This is a genomic window from Rhodococcus sp. 06-221-2 (assembly GCF_002258365.1).
GTDB lineage: Bacteria > Actinomycetota > Actinomycetes > Mycobacteriales > Mycobacteriaceae > Rhodococcoides > Rhodococcoides fascians.
In genome coordinates this window covers 275,286-289,109 of record NZ_NOYJ01000030.1, presented here as the reverse complement: position 1 = coordinate 289,109, position 13,824 = coordinate 275,286, and the positions used below count along the sequence as shown (strand labels likewise).

Here is a 13,824-nt window from a genome sequence, read left to right as displayed (position 1 = left end):
GCCGCCTCCAAGGCCAAAGCGACCAGAACGAAGTCAGCGGATCGTGTCGAACCCGATGCAGACGGGGTGTTCGGGGGGTACTCCGACGTCGGAAAGTACAGCCTCGCCTTCGACGAGATGTTCGACTCGGACGGTCGTACTCGAACGCCGTACAAAGGAATCCACACGGCGCTCGCCCCGGCGAACGCCGTGGACCTGGACGCCAGATCGGATGCGCTCGGACGCGCGTTCGTCGACCAGGGCATCACGTTCTCGCTGTCCGGCCAAGAACGCCCGTTCCCGCTCGATCAGGTGCCCCGCGTCATCGCAGCAGGGGAGTGGTCGCGTCTCGAACGCGGCATCAAGCAGCGCGTCAAGGCTCTCGAGATGTTTCTCGCCGACATCTACGGAGACCAGGAAATCCTGCGGGACGGCGTCGTTCCGAAACGCCTGATCACGTCGTGCGAGCACTTCCACCGTGAGGCCGTCGGCATCACCCCGCCCAACGGCGTACGTATCCACGTTGCCGGAATCGACCTCGTGCGCGACGCGCAGGGCACGTTCCGTGTCCTCGAAGACAACCTGCGCTCACCCTCGGGCGTCTCCTACGTCATGGAGAACCGCCGGACCATGGCCCGGGTGTTCCCGGACCTGTTCGCCAGTCACCGCGTGCGTGCCGTCGGCGACTACGCCTCGCATCTGCTGCGGGCACTGCGCGCATCGGCCGCCCTCAACGAGGCCGACCCGACCGTGGTGGTTCTCACTCCGGGCGTGGCGAACTCGGCGTACTTCGAGCACTCGCTGCTCGCTCGGCTGATGGGCGTCGAGCTCGTCGAAGGTCGAGACCTGTTCTGCCGAGACAACATCGTCTACATGCGCACCACCGAGGGTGAGCGTCAGGTCGATGTCATCTACCGACGAATCGACGACGACTATCTCGACCCCATGCAGTTCCGTCCCGACTCGGTGCTGGGAGTAGCAGGTCTGGTCAACGCCGCCCGCGCAGGCAACGTCGTCATCTCGAGTGCCGTCGGAAACGGCGTCGGCGACGACAAGCTCGTCTACACCTACGTTCCCACCATCATCGACTACTACATGGGCGAGAAGCCGCTGCTGGCCAACGTCGACACGTTCCGGTGCTGGCTCGACGACGAGTGCGAGGAAGTCCTCGACCGCATCGACGAACTGGTGATCAAGCCGGTGGAAGGTTCTGGCGGCTACGGCATCGTCTTCGGACCCGACGCCTCGCCGAAGGAACTCGCCACCATCAGCAAGAAGGTCCGCGCGGATCCGCGCGGCTGGATCGCCCAGCCCGTCGTACAGCTCTCGACGGTGCCGACGAAGATCGGCGATCGCTTGGTACCCCGCCACGTCGACCTGCGGCCGTTCGCGGTCAACGACGGCGACGACGTCTGGGTGTTGCCCGGCGGACTGACCCGAGTGGCGTTGCCGGAGGGGTCCCTGGTGGTGAACTCCAGCCAGGGCGGTGGCAGCAAGGACACCTGGGTGCTCGCCACTCGGACCTCTCAGGAGGAGCAGGAACTTGCTGGCGACGAGATCGTCAGCGTTCCGCCGGAGTCACCGATGGCCGAACAAGGCCCGGAGCTGACGATGGACCAACAAATGAATCAGCAGCAGCAGCAGCAACAGCAGCAGGCAACGAACTCGGACTCGAACGGCGGTGGACAGTAAATGCTCGCGCGCAACGCAGAGTCGCTCTACTGGATCGGGCGGTATGTGGAGAGAGCGGATGACACGGCCCGCATTCTCGATGTCACCGTCCACCAACTTCTCGAAGACGCCACAGTCGATCCCGACCACACTTCGCGAGTGTTGTTGCGAGTGCTCGGTTTCCAGCACGAGCCGGACGTCTCGCTCGACGTGTGGTCGCTTACCGAGGTCGTCGCCTTCAGCCGCGACGGATTGGGTTCGATCGTGGACTCACTGTCGAGTGCGCGCGAGAACGCCCGAGGTGCGCGTGAAGTCACGTCCAGTGAGATGTGGGAGTGCTTGAACACCACGTACAACGGATTGAACGAGCGCATCAGGGCGTCCAAGCGCACCGGCCCGGCCGAGTTCTTCAGCTACATCGAGGAGCGCGCCGCGATGTTCGCCGGTCTCGCGGACTCCACCCTCAGCCACGACGACGGCTACCGCTTTCTCCTGCTCGGTCGCTCGGTCGAGCGCATCGACATGATCGTTCGGTTGTTGCTCTCGCGAGCCGGTGACCGGCCGTCGTCGCCGGCTTGGGTCACTGTGCTTCGCTCGGCCGGTGCCCACGACACCTACCTGCGCACCTACCGCGGCGCGCTCGATGCCCAGCGAGTACTGGAATTCATGTTGTTGGACAGACTCTTTCCGCGTTCGGTGTTCTACGCACTGACCGAGGCGGAACGGTCTCTCGACCAGCTCGATCATCAGCCGAACAGTCGCGTCGGTGCCCGCGCCGAGGCGCAGCGCCTACTCGGTCGCGCTCGAAGTGAGCTCGAATTCCTGCGTCCCGGTGCAATTCTCGAGGACCTGCAGGATCGGCTGCTGGCATTGCAGGAAACCTGCCGCGAACTCGGCGAGGCGATCTCGAAGCAGTACTTCCATGCCGCGCCGTGGGTGGCGTGGACCGATGCCGGGTCCGGCACATACGAAGATCAATTGGAAGGTGAACTGTGAGCTGGCGTATGCGTGTCGTGCACACCACGGGCTATCAGTACGACGCACCGGTGACGTCGTCGTACAACGAGGCTCGACTGACGCCGCGAAGTGACAACCGGCAGAACGTCATTCTGAACCGAGTCGAGACCAACCCGGTGACCCGCTCCTACCGGTACACCGACTACTGGGGAACGGCGGTGACGGCATTCGACCTGCACGCGCCGCACACCGAGCTCGAGGTGACCGGTTCGTCGGTGGTCGAGACCGACCCCTTCGTCTACCCCGACGAGAACGCCTCATGGGAGGAGCTGGCCAGCGACCCGATCACCGACCGCTTCAACGAGGTGCTCGACAACACCGAGTACGTGCCGAAGAACAGGCAACTCGCGTCGGTCGCGAAAAAGCTGTCGAAGGGTCTGCCGCCGCAGGAATCGGTCGTCGAGATCTCCAACTGGGTCAACCAGGAGATGTCGTACGTTCCCGGTACCACCGGTGTGCACACCTCGGCGGTGGAGGCCTGGTCGGAGAAGAAGGGTGTGTGTCAGGACTACGCCCACCTGACGCTGCTGATGCTGCGCAGCGTCGGCATCCCCAGCCGGTACGTCTCGGGCTACCTGCACCCGAAGAAACAGGCCGCGATCGGTGCGACGGTGGAAGGCCAGAGCCACGCCTGGATCGAGGCCTGGACCGGGGCGTGGTGGGGCTACGACCCGACCAACGCCATCGCCGTCAACGAGCAGCACGTGTCGGTCGGACTCGGCCGTGATTACGCCGACGTCCCGCCGCTCAAGGGCATCTTCTCCGGCGGCGGTTCGACGGCTCTCGACGTGGTCGTGGAGATCACGCGGCTGGCCTAGCGTCGTGCGCGTTTTGCGTACCCAGGGATACGCAAAACGCGCACGAGGTCAGTTCCAGCCGTAGTCCCGACGCAACCGATCTGCCACGGACTCGAACTGAGCTCTACCGAGGATTGCGCCTTCGCGACGAATACCGTCCTCGGGCACGTCGAGAACTCGGTCCAGACGAATCCAGCTCGGTCGCCCCTCGGCGTCCCACGCACCGGATCCGATCGACTGCCAGTCGCGGTCGCCGTCGCGGCTGCTCTGGCTCGACAGCATCAGGCCGAGCAGATCGTTGCCCTCACGCCCGATGACCAGCACCGGGCGGTCCTTGCCCTGAGTGGCGTCTTCCTCGTAGGTAACCCAGGTCCAGACGATCTCACCCGGATCGGCCTTGCCGTCCAGATCGGGGGAGTACTCGATGGTCCGCGCCCGTTGGGCGGTCGGCCTGGTCTGCGATGCCACCGGACGGCCGGGGCGAGGTGCCGGAGCCGGTGTGCGCGACGCGCTTCCGGAGATCGCGTCCTTGCCTTTCTGCAGCGCACCGGAGTTCTGTAGTTGACGCAGTAGCCTCGGGCCCTCGCGCAGTGCGATCTTGCCCAGTTCCTTGCCGAATCTGCTCCAGTTGCCAGCCATGCGGCGAGTGTAGCCACGGCGGCAGCGCTACAAACCGCCCTGACTCACCGGGCGACCAGCCACGACGGACAGCCGGGGACGGCGCACCGTTCCGCTCGTGGGACGATAGGGAAACCCGTTCGCTCATTTCGAACACGCCAGCCGAAGGATACGAGTGCCCAGCTTCGCCGACACGACGTTCACCGATCCGTCCAGGATCAGGAACTTCTGCATCATCGCCCACATCGACCACGGAAAGTCGACGCTGGCAGACCGGATGTTGCAGCTCACCGGCGTCGTCGACGACCGGTCGATGCGTGCGCAGTATCTGGACCGGATGGACATCGAGCGCGAACGCGGCATCACCATCAAGGCGCAGAACGTGCGTCTGCCCTGGGTCGTCGACGGCGAAGAATTCGTTCTGCACCTCATCGACACCCCCGGCCACGTCGACTTCACGTACGAGGTGTCCCGCGCGCTCGAAGCGTGCGAAGGTGCTGTCTTGCTCGTCGACGCTGCTCAGGGCATCGAGGCGCAGACACTGGCGAACCTCTACCTAGCTCTCGACAAAGAGCTCACCATCATCCCTGTGCTCAACAAGATCGACCTGCCTGCTGCCGACCCGGATCGCTACGCCGCCGAGATCGCGCACATCATCGGATGCGAGGCCGACGACGTGCTGCGGGTGTCCGGCAAGACCGGAGTAGGCGTCGAAGAACTGCTCAACGAGGTCGTCAAGCTGGTGCCGGCTCCGGTCGGCAACCCGGACGGGCCTGCCCGCGCGATGATCTTCGACTCGGTCTACGACACCTACCGAGGTGTCGTCACCTACGTCCGAGTGGTCGACGGCGCACTCAACCCTCGTGAGAAGGTCACGATGATGTCGACCGGCTCGACGCACGAGTTGCTCGAAGTCGGCATCGTGTCGCCGGATCCGAAGGCCACGAAGGGCCTGGGCGTCGGCGAGGTGGGGTACCTGATCACCGGCGTCAAGGACGTCCGTCAGTCCAAGGTCGGCGATACCGTCACCACGTTCCGCAAGGGTGCTACCGAGCCGCTGACCGGTTACCGCGAGCCACGGCCGATGGTCTACTCGGGCCTTTACCCACTCGACGGCTCCGACTACCCGGATCTGCGCGACGCCCTCGAAAAGCTTCAGCTCAACGACGCGGCCCTGACCTACGAGCCGGAGACCTCCGTGGCTCTCGGATTCGGCTTCCGCTGCGGCTTCCTGGGGTTGCTGCACATGGAGATCACCCGCGAGCGGCTCGAGCGTGAATTCAACCTCGACTTGATCTCGACCTCGCCGAACGTCGTTTACCGCGTCGAGATGGAAGACGGTGCCGAGCACATCGTCACCAACCCGTCGTACTGGCCCGAGGGCAAGGCGCGGGAAGTGTTCGAGCCCATGGTCAAGTGCACCATCATTTCGCCGAGCGAGTTCATCGGCTCGATCATGGAGCTGTGTCAGGGGCGACGAGGCGAGCTCGGCGGTATGGACTACCTGTCGGAGACTCGTGTCGAACTGCGCTACACGATTCCGATGGCCGAGATCATCTTCGACTTCTTCGACATCCTGAAGTCACGTACTCGTGGATACGCCAGCCTCGACTACGAGGAGATCGGCGAGCAGAGCGGAGCGCTGGTGAAGGTCGACATCCTGCTGCAGGGCGAGGCCGTCGACGCCTTCAGCGCGATCGTCCACAAGGACGCCGCTGCGGCCTACGGCAACAAGATGACGACCAAGCTGAAGGAACTGATTCCGCGGCAGCAGTTCGAGGTGCCGATTCAGGCTGCTATCGGATCTCGCATCATCGCCCGCGAGAACATCCGCGCCATCCGTAAGGACGTGCTTGCCAAGTGCTACGGCGGCGACATCAGCCGTAAGCGCAAGCTGCTCGAGAAGCAGAAGGAAGGCAAGAAGCGAATGAAGACCATCGGACGGGTCGAAGTTCCGCAGGAAGCCTTCGTGGCGGCACTGTCCTCGGAGTCCTCGTCGGACAAGCCGAAGAAGTAGCCGGACGTAACCTCACACCCTTTTTGCCGACTGCGCGCCCCCGCTCGCTTCAGAACAGGGGCGCGCAGTCGGCAACAGGGGCGCGCGGCCCCCGCCCAACCCTCTCGCGAATGTCGGGCGAGTACATTTCGAATCTGTGACGACGCCGATCTTGAAGAAATTGCGTGTTCCCGTTGTCGGTGCGCCCATGGCGGGCGGTCCGAGTACTCCCGAGCTCGCCCGGGCTGTGTCCGAGGCCGGCGGACTCGGAATGATCGCCGGCGCGTTGTTGACGCCGGATGCCTTTGCCGCGCAGGTGGATTCGATGCGGGGTCTGGTGTTCGGGGTCAATCTTTTCCTACCCGAGGAGCCGTCGGGCGCGGATGTCGACTCCTACGCCCAGCATCTGGCATCGTGGTTCGAGCGATTCGACGCCGAACCCGGCGTGCTCAAACGCCGCGATGATTACTACCCGGAGAAATTCGCCTGGCTGCTTGCCCATCCGGTGCCGGTGGTGTCGAGTACTTTCGCCACCTTCGATGCCGACGAGGTTGCCCAGCTGCATTCGGTGGGAACCGAAGTGTGGGCAACGGTGGCAACCGCCTCCGACGCGTCCATCGCCACCGCGAACGGTGTGGACGCGCTGGTGGTGCAGGGTCCCGAGGCGGGCGGACACCGAGGCACGTTCGACGGGTCGGCTCCGGAAGGGCCGTTGACGGAGTTGCTGGTCGCAGTGCGCGAGATATCGGATCTGCCCCGAATCGCGGCCGGCGGGCTCATGGACGGCAACGACATTGCGCCGCTGCTGGATTCGGGTGCTGCGCATGCAGCCCAGCTGGGTACCGCGTTTCTGAACACTCCCGAGGCAGGAACGAAGCCCGTGCACCGCGAGCAGCTGGCCAGTGCGTCGGGTACCGCCGTGACGAAGGCGTTTTCGGGCCGTCCTGCGCGGGGCTTGGTGAACGAGTTCATGCGCGAGAACTCCGACGCCGCCCCGCTGGCGTATCCCGACCTGCACTATCTGACCGCGCCGATGCGCGCGAAGGCCGCAGCTGCGGGTGACCCGTCGGGACTGTCGATGTGGGCCGGGACCGGCTATCGCCGCACTCAGGCGAAACCGGCGGCCGAGCTGGTCGCCGAATGGGCGGGACAACTCGGCCGCTGAACCAGACAGCTCAGGGGTTGGCGTGGGCGGGCTGGAAGTGTCCCGATGCCTGCGCTTCCTCTGCTCGGATGACGTGCACCACGGCGTTGATCAACGCCAAGTGCGTGAATGCTTGCGGAAAGTTGCCGAGGTGACGGCCGGTGCGATGGTCGATCTCTTCGGCGTAGAGCTTGAGCGGGCTCGCGTAGGCAAGCAGTCGTTCGCACAGGTGCTTGGCGCGCGGGAGTTCGTCGATCTCCACCAGAGCGGACACGAGCCAGAACGAGCAGATCGTGAACGTGCCTTCCTCGCCGGACAAACCGTCGTCGGTGGTGTCGGTTCGATAGCGCAGAACCAAGCCGTCCTCGGTCAACTCGTCGGCGATGGCGAGCACCGTTGCACGAATGCGCTCGTCGTCGGCCGGCAGAAATCGCAGGAGCGGTGCGAGTAGCAACGACGCGTCCAGAGAGGGATCTCCGTACCGCTGCGTCAGCACGCCGCGCGAGTCCACGCCGTTGTCGAGGATGTCGGCCTTGATCTCGTCGGCGATTTCGTTCCACTTGGTCGAGTAGTCCTTCTCGCCGTGGATATCGGCGAGCTTCGCACCGCGATCGAGCGCAACCCAACACATCAGCTTCGAGGACGTGAAGTGCTGGGGCTCACCGCGTACCTCCCAGATGCCACGGTCGGGTTTGCGCCAGTTCGCGATCGCTTCCTCGACCTGCCGCTTGAGCAGAGGCCACAGGAACTCCGGGACGTGTTCACGCGACTTGACGTGCAGGTACACCGAGTCGAGCATGGTGCCCCAGATGTCGTGCTGCTCTTGGTCGTAGGCGCCGTTGCCGATACGTACCGGTCGGGCACCGTCGTACCCGGACAAGTGCGGCAGCTCGGCCTCGTCGAGGGTCTTCTCACCGCCGATGCCGTACATCACCTGAAGCGGGTTGACCTCCCCGTCTGCACTGGTGGCTACATCGGACATGAAGGCGAAGAAGTCGTTGGCCTCACGGTCGAGCCCGAGCGTGTACAGACCCCACAGAGCGAATGTGGAGTCGCGGACCCAGGTGTAGCGATAGTCCCAATTGCGTTCCCCACCAGGTGTTTCGGGTAGCGACGTGGTCGACGCGGCGAGCAGTGCTCCCGTGGGTGCGTAGGTCAGTCCTTTGAGGGTCAGAGCGCTGCGCTGGAGGTAGCCGCGCCACGGATGATCGGGGAATCGGCCGATCGTGATCCACTGCCGCCAGCATTCGGAGGTCTGCCACATCTTACTGGCCGCTTCCTCGAACGTTTGCGGTGCGGGAAGATCGGACCACGACAGCGCGACGAAGATGTTGTCGCCTTCCGTCATTCGGGTTCGCGCGCGTGCTTCGCGGCCCTCGATGCCGATCCGAAGATTGGTGGTCAATTTGAGGGTGGGCTGGTCGCCGTCGGCGCTCGCCTCGCAGGTCGCGGTGGTCTCCTCGTACACCTTGCCGGTGTACTCCCATGTCGCGGGTGCCCGATGGTAGTCGAAGGCGGGCTCGCAGCTCATCTCCAATTCGACTGTGCCGCTGACACATTTGATGGTTCGAAGCAAGATGTGCTCGGCATCCCAGTCGCTCGGTGCGCGCTTGTGAGTTCGAGAACGCTGATCGGTGTTGTGCCAGGGGCCCATCACCAACGCGTCACGCACGATGAGCCACCCGGTCTCGGTCTGCCAGGTCGTCTCCACGATGAGGCCGCCGGGCAAATAGCGCCGCGCCGCAGGGACCGACTGACCGTAGGGGCCGACTCGAAAGTGGCCGGCACTTCGATCGAGAATCGCTCCGAAGATGCTGGGGGAGTCCGGCCGCGGTACACACATCCATTCGACGGAGCCGTTTCGGGCGATGAGGCACGTCGTCTCGCAGTCCGAGAGAAATGCGTAGTCGTCGATGGGCGGAAACGCGCTGCGGTAGGAGACCAACGTGGACACCGGCGCATCGGTGCTGCCCAACGCACCTTGGACTTCCGTTCCGCCCAGGCCTGGATGTCCTGAGCCCATGGCCGGCTCCTCGGCGACCGGGGGCACGGGCGAAACCTCATCGAATGCCGTCATGGCGTAATCATCGACCGATCCGTGGCAGCCGTCCACTGAGAGGCCGTACTCGGCGTGGCGCGGCTCAGGTGGAGCCCTGGTTTAAGCTGCGAGGATGGAATCGTTCGCGCGGTGGTGGGACGGCGTCGAGCTGTGGGTGACGGGCCTTCCGTTCGTTCCGCAGTCGGTGGTCGTCCTCGCAGTGCTCGTTCCGGTTGCGTTCGTCTCGGCTCGGGTGTTCGATCGCGTGCTGGCAGTGATCCTGCGCGTGTTGGGCCGTGACGCCAGCGCAGCACGCGAGGCCGAGCTCTCGGCCTCGACGTCTACGACGAAGGATGGACTGTAATGCCGCGGTCTCGGGTGACATGGGCTCTGATCGCGCTGCTGGCGTTGGTCGTCATCGCGTGGTTGATCACTCGCTGACACGCGCCCGTCGTGCACGTGCACGACTCCTCTGATTAGAGTCGGTCCGGAACCTCTGCTAGATTCCTGACCGTGTCTTCTGCCGCCGAGTACCGCGTCCGCCACCAGTTGGCGTTGATTGCTGTCGGCATGCTGGCAGTCGCCGATATCGACTGTTGTTGATTCTTTCCTTCGCGAATCGGTTTCGTCGATCCACTGTTGCCGCGTAGCGCAGTGTGTCCGCACGACGGACCGGAGTCCGTGTCGCCAGTTCGCTGCTTCGCCGGCCGGGTCCTGACTGCTACGGCGCTCAGCGCGAATCTCCTTGCGTGTCTTGTGTTCTTTCCTCATCGTCACACCACCATGAAAGGCCTTTCGCAATGAGGCATCGTTCTCGTTATCTGCTCACCACGTTCGCAGCTGTGGGAACTCTTCTGGTCACCGCCTGCGGCGGCGGTTCCAGCGATGTCGTCGGGGGCGGGTCGGACACTGCCAGTGGCCCGGCTCTGACACTCGTCGGCTACGCAGTGCCGAAGAACGGCTGGGACGCAATCGGTCCGGCGTTCGCAGCCACCGAGGATGGAGAGGGTACGGCGATCAACGCCGATTACGGCGCATCGGGAAACCAGTCGCGCAAGGTCGCCGACGGCGCGCCTGCGGACATCGTCAACTTCTCCGTCGAGCCGGATGTCACTCGACTTGTCAAGGCGGGCAAGGTCGACGAGGACTGGAACCAGAACGCGTACGGCGGGGTGCCGTTCGGCTCGGTGGTGACCATCGTCGTCCGCGAGGGCAATCCGAAGAACATCCAGACGTGGGACGACCTGATCAAGCCCGACGTTCAGGTCATCAGCCCGAGCCCCCTCAGCTCCGGATCGGCGAAGTGGAACCTGCTCGCGCCGTACGCCGCCAAGAGCAACGGTGGCCAGGACAAGCAGGCCGGTCTCGACTTCGTTCGTACGCTCGTCGCCGATCACTTCCCTGTGCAGCCCGAATCCGGTCGCGCCGCAACCGAAGCGTTCCTGCAGGGACAGGGCGACGCGCTACTGAGCTACGAGAACGAGGCACTGCTCATCGAAGAGCAGGGACAGAAGGTGGAGCACGTGGACGTTCCCGTCACCTTCCGCATCGACAACCCGGTGGCAGTGATCAACAGCAGTGCGAACCTCGAGCGTGCGAATGCTCTGAACGATTTCGTCTACTCCGACGAAGGCCAGAAGATCTGGGCCGAGGCGGGTTTCCGGCCGACCAACCCGGAGATCGCCTCCGAATACTCGGACAAGTTCTTCACGCCCGAAAAGCTGTACACCATCGATGATCTCGGCGGCTGGACTCAGGTCGACGCCGACCTGTTCGGAGACAGCGGCGCAATTGCGACGATCTACCAGGAAAGTACTCGGTAGATGTCGTCGTCGACCGGTGAACCCGCCGCCCCTGGTTCGATCGTCCCGCCCAGTGCGACACCTCGGTTTCGTGCTGGGCGGGAAGGTCGCAAGTTCCGGGGCCCCGGTTCGGTGGGTCCGCTGGGCCTCGGTGTCGCCGTTCTGTGGCTCAGTGTCATCGTGCTGCTGCCGTTGGCGGCGTTGACGGTTCAGTCGTTCGACGGCGGCCTCGGTGGTTTCTGGGATGCGGTCACCGAGACACGTGCCATCGCCACGTTCAAGGTGACTCTGCTGGTGTCGGTGGCCGCCGCCGTGATCAACCTCTTTCTCGGCACTCTGATCGCGTGGGTTCTGGTACGCGACGAGTTTCCCGGCAAGCGTTTCGTCAATGCCCTGATCGACCTGCCGTTCGCACTACCGACCATCGTGGCGAGCTTGGTGTTGCTGTCGCTGTACGGACCGTCGAGTCCGATCGGCATAGTCTTCAACGCCACCAAGCCTGCGGTCATCGTGGCGCTGCTGTTCGTCACGCTCCCGTTCGTGGTGCGTGCGGTGCAGCCGGTGCTGATAGAACTCGACAAGGACGTCGAAGAGGCGGCCGCATCGCTGGGTGCGAACAACTGGACCATCTTTCGGCGCATCGTGTTGCCGGTACTGCTTCCGGCTGTGCTCTCGGGCGGTGGGCTCGCGTTCGCCCGTGCCATCGGCGAATTCGGGTCGGTGGTGTTGATCGGCGGCAACATCCCCAACGACACGCAGGTTGCTTCGCAGTACATCCGTGAACTCATCGAGTACGACCGGCCGATCGACGCAGCCGCAATCTCCGTGGTGCTGTTGGCAATCGCCTTCGCTGTGCTGTTCGTGCTCCGCATCATCGGCAACAGGTTGGCCAGACGGGAAGAGCAGATCTCGTGAAAATCGGTCTCCCGATCAAACTGTCCCTGCGTGCCGTCGCACTGATCTATCTCGCTGTGCTCGTGCTGTTCCCCCTCGGTGCCATCCTGTTTCGCACGTTCGAGGACGGGGTGGTGGCGTTCTGGGAGCAGATCACCACTCCCGCCGCGCAATCCGCTCTCCAACTCTCCCTGTTGATCGTGGCGATCGTCGTTCCCATCAACGTCGTGTTCGGAATCGTCACAGCGTTGGCATTGGTACGCGGACGGTTCCGCGGCAAGGGGATACTAGAAGCGATCGTGGACCTGCCGTTCGCAGTGTCGCCGATCATCACCGGCGTCGCGCTCATCCTGCTGTGGGGTGCCAACGGATGGTTCGGTGGCATCGAAAGCCTCGGTTTCAAGGTCATCTTCGCGCTACCCGGCATGGTCATCGCGACGATATTCGTCACTTTGCCGTTCGTCGTTCGCGAAGTGGAACCGGTCCTGTACGAGATCGGTGAAGAGCAGGAAGAGGCTGCCTCGACTCTGGGTGCGAGTACCTGGCAGACGTTCTGGCGAATCACGTTGCCTGCCATCCGATGGGGACTGACGTACGGCGTGGTGCTCACTGTCGCACGTTCGCTCGGAGAATTCGGCGCGGTCATCATGGTCTCCACCAACCTGCCCGGCATATCCCAGACGCTCACACTGCTGGTCAATTCACGGTACGAGGACTTCAATCAGCAGGGCGCATATGCGGCGTCCACGTTGCTCATGGCGATCGCCGTCATCGTGCTGCTGCTGATGACGGTTCTCGACAAGAAGAGGACGAAGTAATGACCGAGACATCTTCCGAGATCGAGATCTCCGTGGTCGGCGCGAACAAGCGCTACGGCGATTTCGCCGCCCTCGACGACGTCAGCATCGACATCCCGAAGGGCTCGTTGACGGCGCTGCTCGGACCCAGTGGCTCGGGCAAGTCCACGCTGCTTCGATCCATCGCAGGCCTCGAGCAGCTCGATACGGGCCGAGTGGTGCTGGCCGGCCAGGATGTCACCTGGGTGAGCCCGCAGCGTCGCGAGATCGGGTTCGTGTTTCAGCACTACGCCGCGTTCAAACACCTGACGGTGCGCGACAACGTGGCGTTCGGCTTGCAGATCCGCAAACGTCCCAAGGCCGAAATTGCCAAGAAGGTCGACGAACTGCTCGAGATCGTCGGTCTGGCCGGTTTCCAAGGCCGCTACCCGGCGCAGCTCTCCGGAGGACAGCGTCAACGCATGGCGCTGGCACGTGCACTCGCGGTCGACCCGCAGGTTCTCCTCCTCGACGAGCCCTTCGGGGCCCTCGATGCCAAGGTGCGCGCAGATCTACGGACGTGGCTGCGCCGATTGCACGACGAGGTGCACGTCACCACCGTGTTGGTGACCCATGACCAAGAAGAAGCGCTCGACGTCGCCGATCGAATCGCGGTGCTGAACAAGGGCAGAATCGAACAGGTCGGCACCCCGGAGGATCTTTACGATCGCCCTGCCAACAACTTCGTGATGTCGTTCCTCGGTCAGGTGGCCAGGCTGAACGGACTTCTGGTGCGCCCGCACGACATTCGTGTCGGACGGGACCCGTCGTTGGCGCAGGCGCAGGCAAGCGGCACGGCAGAATCCGCCGGGGTGACGCGGGCCGTCGTCGAACGGGTCGTACGCCTCGGCTTCGAGGTGAAGGTCGAGCTCAAGAACGCGGCCACCGGCGAGTTGTTCGCGGCGCAGATCACGCGCGGCGACAGCGAGGCGCTGGGGCTGCACGAGGGCGAAACCGTCTACGTCCGCGCGACTCGGGTTCCGACGATCACGGATACCGAATCGGCTCCGGTGCACTGATCGGACGAGCAGT

13 protein-coding genes are annotated in these 13,824 nt (G+C 64.0%); 11 read left to right on the top strand and 2 right to left on the bottom strand.

Features of this window, described 5'->3' with window-relative positions; genetic code table 11:
* Positions 1 to 117: 117 nt before the first annotated feature.
* The 3 genes from CH281_RS17560 to CH281_RS17550 are packed head-to-tail and all read left to right on the top strand — an operon-like array spanning position 118 to position 3,485.
* Entirely contained in the window at positions 118 to 1,671 is a 1,554-nt protein-coding gene (locus CH281_RS17560) for a circularly permuted type 2 ATP-grasp protein (RefSeq protein WP_230073984.1), read from the top strand.
* Positions 1,672 to 2,646 (top strand): alpha-E domain-containing protein, encoded by a 975-nt coding sequence (locus CH281_RS17555; protein ID WP_032368183.1) that lies wholly within the window; start codon positions 1,672 to 1,674, stop codon positions 2,644 to 2,646.
* Positions 2,643 to 3,485, top strand: a complete 843-nt coding sequence (locus CH281_RS17550) for a transglutaminase family protein (RefSeq protein WP_196248540.1) — start codon at positions 2,643 to 2,645, stop codon at positions 3,483 to 3,485. The genes CH281_RS17555 and CH281_RS17550 overlap by 4 nt, the downstream gene beginning before the upstream one ends.
* 48 nt (positions 3,486 to 3,533) lie before the next feature.
* On the opposite strand, the gene CH281_RS17545 is transcribed toward CH281_RS17550, so the two are convergent.
* Positions 3,534 to 4,103: a type II toxin-antitoxin system PemK/MazF family toxin gene (locus CH281_RS17545; RefSeq protein ID WP_027497518.1), complete on the bottom strand. Its 570-nt coding sequence runs from the start codon at positions 4,101 to 4,103 to the stop codon at positions 3,534 to 3,536.
* A 148-nt stretch (positions 4,104 to 4,251) separates the two neighbouring features.
* Between CH281_RS17545 and lepA the strand changes: the two genes are divergently transcribed.
* Both lepA and CH281_RS17535 read left to right on the top strand, forming a co-directional pair.
* A complete protein-coding gene (gene lepA, locus CH281_RS17540) occupies positions 4,252 to 6,099 on the top strand; it encodes a translation elongation factor 4 (protein WP_045194648.1) in 1,848 nt (615 codons plus the stop codon).
* 136 nt (positions 6,100 to 6,235) lie between these two features.
* Complete coding sequence (locus CH281_RS17535; protein ID WP_094694964.1) at positions 6,236 to 7,243, top strand: nitronate monooxygenase; 1,008 nt, start codon at positions 6,236 to 6,238, stop codon at positions 7,241 to 7,243.
* A 10-nt stretch (positions 7,244 to 7,253) separates the two neighbouring features.
* Here the strand turns inward: CH281_RS17535 and CH281_RS17530 are convergent, their stop codons facing one another.
* Positions 7,254 to 9,299 carry a glycoside hydrolase family 15 protein gene (locus CH281_RS17530; protein WP_032399934.1) on the bottom strand — a complete coding sequence of 682 codons (2,046 nt, stop codon included), beginning with the start codon at positions 9,297 to 9,299 and terminating at the stop codon, positions 7,254 to 7,256.
* Positions 9,300 to 9,393: 94 nt separating this feature from the next.
* Here CH281_RS17530 and CH281_RS17525 point away from each other — a divergent pair, with 94 nt between their 5' ends.
* From CH281_RS17525 to CH281_RS17505, 6 genes are all read left to right on the top strand, one after another.
* Positions 9,394 to 9,624, top strand: a complete 231-nt coding sequence (locus tag CH281_RS17525) for a hypothetical protein (RefSeq protein WP_027497514.1) — start codon at positions 9,394 to 9,396, stop codon at positions 9,622 to 9,624.
* A 149-nt stretch (positions 9,625 to 9,773) separates the two neighbouring features.
* On the top strand, positions 9,774 to 9,863 hold the full coding sequence (locus tag CH281_RS27545) for an Ms4533A family Cys-rich leader peptide (RefSeq protein WP_310180897.1): 90 nt from the start codon (positions 9,774 to 9,776) through the stop codon (positions 9,861 to 9,863).
* A 197-nt stretch (positions 9,864 to 10,060) separates the two neighbouring features.
* Positions 10,061 to 11,083 carry a sulfate ABC transporter substrate-binding protein gene (locus CH281_RS17520; protein WP_094694962.1) on the top strand — a complete coding sequence of 341 codons (1,023 nt, stop codon included), beginning with the start codon at positions 10,061 to 10,063 and terminating at the stop codon, positions 11,081 to 11,083.
* Positions 11,084 to 11,977: a sulfate ABC transporter permease subunit CysT gene (cysT, locus tag CH281_RS17515; RefSeq protein ID WP_027497512.1), complete on the top strand. Its 894-nt coding sequence runs from the start codon at positions 11,084 to 11,086 to the stop codon at positions 11,975 to 11,977.
* Complete coding sequence (gene cysW, locus CH281_RS17510) at positions 11,974 to 12,774, top strand: sulfate ABC transporter permease subunit CysW (RefSeq protein ID WP_027497511.1); 801 nt, start codon at positions 11,974 to 11,976, stop codon at positions 12,772 to 12,774. Before cysT ends, cysW begins: the two co-directional genes overlap by 4 nt.
* Positions 12,774 to 13,811, top strand: a complete 1,038-nt coding sequence (locus CH281_RS17505; protein WP_094694960.1) for a sulfate/molybdate ABC transporter ATP-binding protein — start codon at positions 12,774 to 12,776, stop codon at positions 13,809 to 13,811. Before cysW ends, CH281_RS17505 begins: the two co-directional genes overlap by 1 nt.
* The last annotated feature ends 13 nt before the right edge of the window (positions 13,812 to 13,824 follow it).

Coding starts and splice junctions, on each gene's coding strand:
- cysT (WP_027497512.1), top strand. CDS start 11,084: ATGTCGTCGTCGACCGGTGAACCCGCCGCCCCTGGTTCGATCGTCCCG.
- CH281_RS17545 (WP_027497518.1), bottom strand. CDS start 4,103: ATGGCTGGCAACTGGAGCAGATTCGGCAAGGAACTGGGCAAGATCGCA.
- CH281_RS17560 (WP_230073984.1), top strand. CDS start 118: ATGTTCGACTCGGACGGTCGTACTCGAACGCCGTACAAAGGAATCCAC.
- CH281_RS17520 (WP_094694962.1), top strand. CDS start 10,061: ATGAGGCATCGTTCTCGTTATCTGCTCACCACGTTCGCAGCTGTGGGA.
- CH281_RS17530 (WP_032399934.1), bottom strand. CDS start 9,299: ATGACGGCATTCGATGAGGTTTCGCCCGTGCCCCCGGTCGCCGAGGAG.
- CH281_RS17555 (WP_032368183.1), top strand. CDS start 1,672: ATGCTCGCGCGCAACGCAGAGTCGCTCTACTGGATCGGGCGGTATGTG.
- CH281_RS17525 (WP_027497514.1), top strand. CDS start 9,394: ATGGAATCGTTCGCGCGGTGGTGGGACGGCGTCGAGCTGTGGGTGACG.
- CH281_RS17505 (WP_094694960.1), top strand. CDS start 12,774: ATGACCGAGACATCTTCCGAGATCGAGATCTCCGTGGTCGGCGCGAAC.